Genomic DNA, 304 nt, shown 5'->3' with positions numbered 1-304 from the left:
GCCCGCGCGTTCCAGTTCGTAGGAAAACACCCCTTGGGTTTTCGCCAGGGCCCGGGCGGCGGCGTTGGACAGCAGTACCTCGACCACCGAGGGCACGTTATTGATCGTTTCGTGGACCTTGATGTCGATGGCCTCACCCTCAAGGGTGGTGCCCTTGAGGTTCATGATGATGACATCGCCCACCTCGGTGGACGACGCCGCCCAGACCTGCAAAATCAACTTTTCATCGCCCAGCGTGTCGAGGTCAAGCTCGTTGCCGTTGGCCTGTTTGAGGATGGGCGCATCCAGCCGCGAGTTGCCGGTG

At 61.2% G+C, this 304-nt stretch carries 1 protein-coding gene; it reads right to left on the bottom strand.

The window, feature by feature from the left end; all coding sequences use genetic code 11:
* Positions 1 to 304, bottom strand: a 304-nt coding sequence (locus E3W21_RS31280) for a hypothetical protein (protein WP_166793880.1), incomplete at both ends; no start/stop codon positions are given.

Source organism: Pseudomonas sp. F01002, assembly GCF_004402115.1.
Lineage (GTDB): Bacteria > Pseudomonadota > Gammaproteobacteria > Pseudomonadales > Pseudomonadaceae > Aquipseudomonas > Aquipseudomonas frigoris.
This window is presented reverse-complemented; position numbering and strand designations above follow the sequence as displayed.